This window comes from Mycobacterium sp. NPDC051804 (genome assembly GCF_044452905.1).
GTDB lineage: Bacteria > Actinomycetota > Actinomycetes > Mycobacteriales > Mycobacteriaceae > Mycobacterium.
In genome coordinates this window covers 1-6,394 of the sequence record NZ_JBITCD010000015.1, presented here as the reverse complement: position 1 = coordinate 6,394, position 6,394 = coordinate 1, and the positions used below count along the sequence as shown (strand labels likewise).

The following is a 6,394-nucleotide window of genomic DNA, read 5'->3' as shown; positions in this document are numbered from 1 at the left end:
AGCACCCCCAGCGAGGAAATCCTGGCCGGCATCTACGCCCAAGTCCTCGGATTAGAGCGCGTCGGCGCCGACGACTCCTTCTTCGAACTCGGCGGGGATTCGCTTCTGGCGATGCGGGTGATCGCGGCGGTCAACAGCGGGCTGGATACCCACCTCGAGGTCGGCGCCTTATTCGAGGCGCCGACCGTCGCCCAGTTGGCACCGCGAATCGGCGCTGGTGCTGGTGGGCTTCCGCGGTTGGTGCCGGGTGAGCGCCCGGCGGTGGTGCCGTTGTCCTTTGCTCAGAATCGCTTGTGGTTCATCGACCAGTTGCAGGGACCCTCAGCGATCTACAACATGGCCGTGGCGTTGCGGCTGAGCGGGGACCTGGACACCGAGGCGTTCGGTACGGCGCTGGCCGATGTGGTGGAACGCCATGAGTCACTGCGGACACTGTTCCCGGCACCTGAGGGAATCCCTCAGCAGCTGGTGATCCCGGTCGGGCAGGCTGACTTCAGTTGGGCTGTCGTTGATGCCGGGGGATGGCCGGGGGCCCAGCTTCAACAGGCCATCGAGAGCGCGGTGGGTGAGCCATTCGATTTGGCCACCCAGATTCCTTTGCGGGCCAAGGTTTTCCGAGTCGGCGAGAATGAGCATGTGCTGGTGGCGGTGGTGCATCATATCGCTGCTGATGGTTGGTCGATCGCCCCTTTGGTGGCCGATCTTGCGGTGGCTTACTCGAGCCGGTGCGCGAGGCGGGCGCCGGATTGGGCGCCGTTGCCGGTGCAGTATGTCGATTACACGTTGTGGCAGCGCGCCCAGCTCGGTGAGTTGACCGATCCGGATAGCCGGATTGGCGCGCAGTTGGCGTATTGGCAGCAGGAGTTGGCTGATATGCCTGAGCGGGTGGCGCTGCCCACGGATCGGCCCTATCCGCCGGTGGCTGACTATCGGGGCGCGATGGTGGCTGTGGACTGGCCGGTGCAGTTGCAGGAAGGGATTGCTCGGCTGGCTGGTGCATACGGCGCAACGAGTTTCATGGTGATGCAGGCCGCGTTGGCGGTGCTGTTTGCGAAACTGACCGCGAGTTCTGATGTGGCGGTGGGGTTCCCGATCGCCGGCCGGCGTGATCGGGCGCTGGACGAGTTGGTGGGTTTCTTCGTCAATACGTTGGTGTTGCGGGTAGACGTGGCCGGTGACCCGACGGTGGACCAGTTGTTGGGGCAGGTGCGTGCGCGCAGTCTGGCCGCGTTTGAGCATCAGGATGTGCCGTTTGAGGTATTGGTGGAGCGGCTGAATCCGACGCGGAGTTTGAACCATCATCCGTTGGTGCAGGTGTCGTTGGCGTGGCAGAACAATGTCGTCGGTGAGTTGAGTTTGGGTGATGTGATGGTCACCCCGATTCCGGCTGACACTCACACCGCCCGTATGGATTTGACGTTTTCCCTGGGCGAACAGTGGGGCGAAGCCGGTGAGCCTGCTGGGATCGGTGGGCATGTCGAGTTCCGCACCGATGTGTTCGAGCAGGCCAGTATCGAAGCGTTGGCGCAGCGGTTGCTGCGAATTCTGCAGGCGATGACGGCTGATCCGTCGCGGCGGTTGTCGTCGGTCGATGTGCTCGACGCGGATGAGCATGCCCTGTTGCGGGAGTGGGGTAACCGGGAGGTGTTGACTGCGCCGGCACCGTCGGTGGTGTCGATTCCGGCGCGGTTTGCAGTTCAGGTTGCCCGGACGCCGGAGGCGGTGGCGCTGACGTTCGGGGGCCAGTCGTGGTCATATCGGCAACTGGAGGAGGCGTCGAACCGATTCGCGCACTTGTTGATTGCTCGCGGGGTGGGCGTTGGTGATCGGGTGGCATTGCTGGCGGGACGTTCGGCTGAGGCGACGGTGGCGATGTTGGGAGTCCTCAAGTGCGGGGCGGCCTATGTGCCGATCGATGCGGGGCATCCGGATGCGCGGATCAGCTTCGTACTGGCCGATTCCGCGCCAACCGCTGTCCTGACCACTGCCGACTTGCGGCCGCGGCTGAGCGGGCACGACGAGCTGCTGGTCCTCGATATCGACGATCCCGCGGCAAAAACGCAGCCTGGCGCCGCGGTGGTGAGGCCCTCGCCGGACGATGTCGCTTATGTGATTTACACCTCGGGTACCACTGGGGTCCCCAAGGGGGTGGCGACTACTCATCACAACGTTGTTCAGTTGGTGGAGCGGCTGGGTGATTATCTGCCGGTGTCCGGGGTGTGGACGCAGTGTCATTCCTATGGTTTCGACACCTCAGTGTGGGAGACCTGGGGTCCGCTGCTAAATGGCGGCCGCGTGGCGGTGGTCTCTGATGAGGTGACCCGTTCGGCGGAGGACTTGCACGCGGTGCTGGTGGCTGAGCACGTCGATGTGTTGACCCAGACGCCGTCGGCGGCGGCGGTGTTGTCGCCGCACGGCCTTGACGGGGTGGCGCTGGTGGTGGCCGGTGAGGCGTGTCCGCCGGAGTTGGTGGATCGGTGGGCGCCGGGGCGGGTGATGATCAACGCATTCGGCCCGACCGAGACGACGATGGTGGTGATGCTCAGCGCGCCGCTAGCGGCGGGTTCGGGGGCACCGCCGATCGGCGTTCCAGTGCCGGGCGCGGCGTTGTTTGTGTTGGATCCTTGGTTGCGTGCGGTGCCGCCCGGGGTGGTGGGTGAGTTATATGTGGCCGGTGAAGGTCTGGCCTATGGGTATGTGGGCCGGGCAGGGTTGAGCGCCTCGCGGTTTGTGGCTTGTCCATTCGCCGACGTGGATGCAAAGCGGATGTATCGCACCGGGGATCTGGTGTCCTGGGGTGCTGATGGGCAACTGCGCTACGTGGGCCGCGCTGATGAGCAGGTCAAGATCCGCGGCTATCGCATCGAGCTGGGTGAAATCCAGGCCGCGTTGAACGCCTTGGCCGGAGTGGGTCAGGCGGTGGTGGTCGCGCGTGAGGACCGTCCCGGTGACAAGCGCCTGGTCGGTTATGTCACCGAGACGGACGGCAGCACCGCCGATACGGTCGCAATCCGCGCACAGCTGGGTGAGCGCTTACCGACCTATATGGTGCCGACGGCGGTCGTCGTACTCGAGGCGTTGCCGTTGACGGTCAATGGCAAGCTGGACACCCGCGCGTTGCCGGCCCCGGAATACATTGACGCCGATCGGTATCGCGCCCCGGAGAGTGCGGTCGAGGAGATCTTGGCCGGGATTTATGCCCAAGTGCTCGGGATGGAGCGGGTCGGGGTGGATGACTCGTTCTTCGAATTGGGCGGCGACAGCATTTTGTCGATGCAGGTGGTGGCACGGGCCCGGGCCGCGGGTCTGGTCTGTCGCCCGAAGGATCTGTTCGCTGAACAAACCGTGGCGCGGCTGGCCCGGGTGGCCCGGGTAATCGACGATGACACCGGGATCATCGATGAAGGCCTCGGCCCGGTGGTGGCCACCCCGATCATGCGTTGGCTGCAGGACATGCAGGGTCCGGTCGAAGAGTTCAACCAGACCATGGTGGTTCAATCCCCGACCGGCGCAACCGAAGCCGATGTGGCGGTGGTCTTGCAGGCGTTGTTGGATCGGCACGCGATGTTGCGGTGCCGTGTCGGAGACGACAGCGTTGGGGGATGGGCGATGACGGTGCCCGAGCCCGGCTCGGTGCAGGGGACCCAGTGCCTGCAGGTGGTTGAGGCACTCGATGATGCGGCGGTGGAGGCGGCGCGGTCGCGGTTGAACCCGGCGGCCGGGATGCTGCTCAGTGCGCTGTGGGTGGCGCCGACGGGCCAGTTGGTGTTGATCGTTCACCATCTGGCAGTGGATGGGGTGTCGTGGCGAATCCTGTTGGAAGACCTCAACATTGCCTGGGCCCAGCACCACAGTGGGCAGTCCATCGTCCTGCCGGTCGGTGGGACGTCGTTTGCCCGATGGTCGGCATTGCTCGCCGAGTACGCCCACAACCCCGACGTCGTCGCGCAGGCCGACGTGTGGCGGCAGGTGACCGCAACCCCGGCGGCGTTGCCAGCGGTACAACCCGGTGTGGACACGTTTGCCGCGGCGGGCACCGTGTCGGTGCAGTTGGATGTCGAGACGACGCGGATGCTGCTAGGCGATGTGTCGACAGCGTTCCATGCCGGGATCCACGAAATCTTGATGATCGCCTTCGGGATGGCGGTGTCGGAGTTCCTCGGTGCCGACGGCTCGTCGATCGCTATTGATGTTGAGGGTCACGGTCGCAATGAGGATTTGGCTGACGATGTGGATCTCACCCGGACGGTGGGTTGGTTCACCACGAAATATCCGGTGGCCCTGACAGTCGGTGGAATGGCTTGGGCGCAGGTGATTGCCGGTGACCCGGTGGTGGGGATTCTGGTCAAGCACCTCAAGGAACAACTGCGCGCGCACCCCGACGGAATGACCTACGGTTTGTTACGTCATCTGAACCCAGACATTGATCTGGGCGGGCCGGATCCGGTGATCGGGTTCAACTATCTGGGCCGGTTGGGCGCGGCAGCAGGTGAGGTTTCTGACGAATTGTGGCGGCTCAGCACGGAGGGGTTGGCGTCGGCCGGTGCTGCTGCGGCGATCGCAATGCCGTTGATGCACACGGTGGAACTCAACGCGGCTACTGCTGATACCGATGATGGTCCACGGTTGCAGGCGAATTGGACGTGGGCACCCTCGGCGCTCGAACAGCCGCAAGTAAAACGGTTAGCGCGCTTGTGGTTTGAAGCACTAACCGGGATCTGTGCGCATGTGCGTGCTGGCGGGGGCGGGCTGACACCCTCCGATATTGTTCCGGCGCGGTTGAGTCAGCCCCAGCTTGCTGAGCTCGAGCAGCAGTACCGCATCGCTGATGTGTTGCCGTTGACGCCGTTGCAACGGGGGCTGCTGTTTCACGCTGGCAGCGCGGATGACAACGATGTGTATGCGGTACAGCTCGGTTTTACCATCACCGGTCCGCTGGAGCCACCACGTCTGCGCGAGGCCGTGCACATGGTGGTCAAGCGGCATCCGCATCTGGTTGTCCGGTTCTGGGATCGGTTCGAGGAGCCGGTGCAAATCATCGAGGCTGATCCCGAACTCCCCTGGCGTTACCGGGATTTGGGTGCACAGGATGCCGGTGGTGTTGAGGATCAGGTCCAAGCGGTGTGTGCAGAAGAGCGCGCCGCGGTATGCCGTATCGGCGCTCCGTCGGTATTTCGCGCGGCGTTAATCCGCACCGGGCCTGATCGGCACCGATTTGTCCTCACGTGTCATCACATCGTGATGGATGGCTGGTCGCTGCCGGTCCTGCTGGGTGAGATTTTCGCCGGCTATTACCGTCAGCCGCTGCCCCCGCCTGCCCCGTATCGCAGGTTTGTCAGTTGGCTGGCCAACCGTGACCTGGATGCCGCCCGCGAGGCCTGGGGGCAGGTGTTGGCTGGGGTTGATGCCCCGACTTTGGTGGGTCGGCAGGCTCGGGTGGGGTCGGGCGCTAAAGGTGTTGTTACTCATCAGATTTCTGAGCTGACCACCCGAGAGCTGACTGAGTTGGCCCGCTCTCGTCGGACCACGGTCAGCACGGCGTTGCAGGCGGCGTGGGCGCAGGTGTTGAGCTCGTTGACCGGTCATTGCGATGTGGTGTTCGGCACCGTGGTGTCCGGGCGTCCGGCCGAGTTGGTCGGTGCGGAGTCGATGGTGGGGTTGTTGATCAACACGGTGCCGGTGCGTGCCACCCTCACCGCGACCACCACTACCGCTGACCTACTCGAGCAGCTGTTACGCGATCACCACCGCACGCTGGAGCATCAGCATCTGGCGCTGCCGGAGATTCACCGGCTCACCGGCCAGGATCAGTTGTTCGACACGCTGTTCGTCTTCGAGAACTATCCGGTCGACACCGCGGCGTTGTCGAGTGAGCATAACTTGTCCGTCACTGACTTCCGGACGCGCGAATCCACGCACTATCCGCTGACCGTGGTGGCCGGGCCTGGGGTCGAACTGGGGCTGCGTGTCGAGTACGACACCGGGGTATTCGACGCGGCCGGCATCAACACCCTGCTCGAGCGGTTGGAACGGGTGATGGTCGCGATGACCGCCGATCCGGTAGGGCGACTGTCGGCGATCGATCTGCTCGACCGCGGGGAGCGTGACCGGCTGCAGGTGTGGTCCAACCACGTGGTGTTGACCGAACCGGCGCCGGTGGCAGTGTCGATTCCGGCATTGTTTGGCGCGCAAGTCATTCGTACCCCTGATGCGGTGGCGATCAGTCACGATGGACGTTCGTGGAGTTATCGCGAGCTCGATGAGGCGTCGAACCGGTTGGCGCATCAGTTGATTGCTCACGGGGTTGGGCCGGGTGAGCGGGTGGCATTGGTGTTGCCGCGGGCGGCCGAGGCGATTGTGGCGATGTTGGCGGTGCTCAAGACCGGAGCGGCGT

Annotated in this window: 1 protein-coding gene; it reads left to right on the top strand. The window is 64.3% G+C overall.

Annotation, left to right across the window (positions count from 1 at the left end):
* On the top strand, positions 1-6,394 hold a 6,394-nt coding region (locus ACIA48_RS30205), incomplete at both ends, for an amino acid adenylation domain-containing protein (RefSeq protein WP_396739996.1).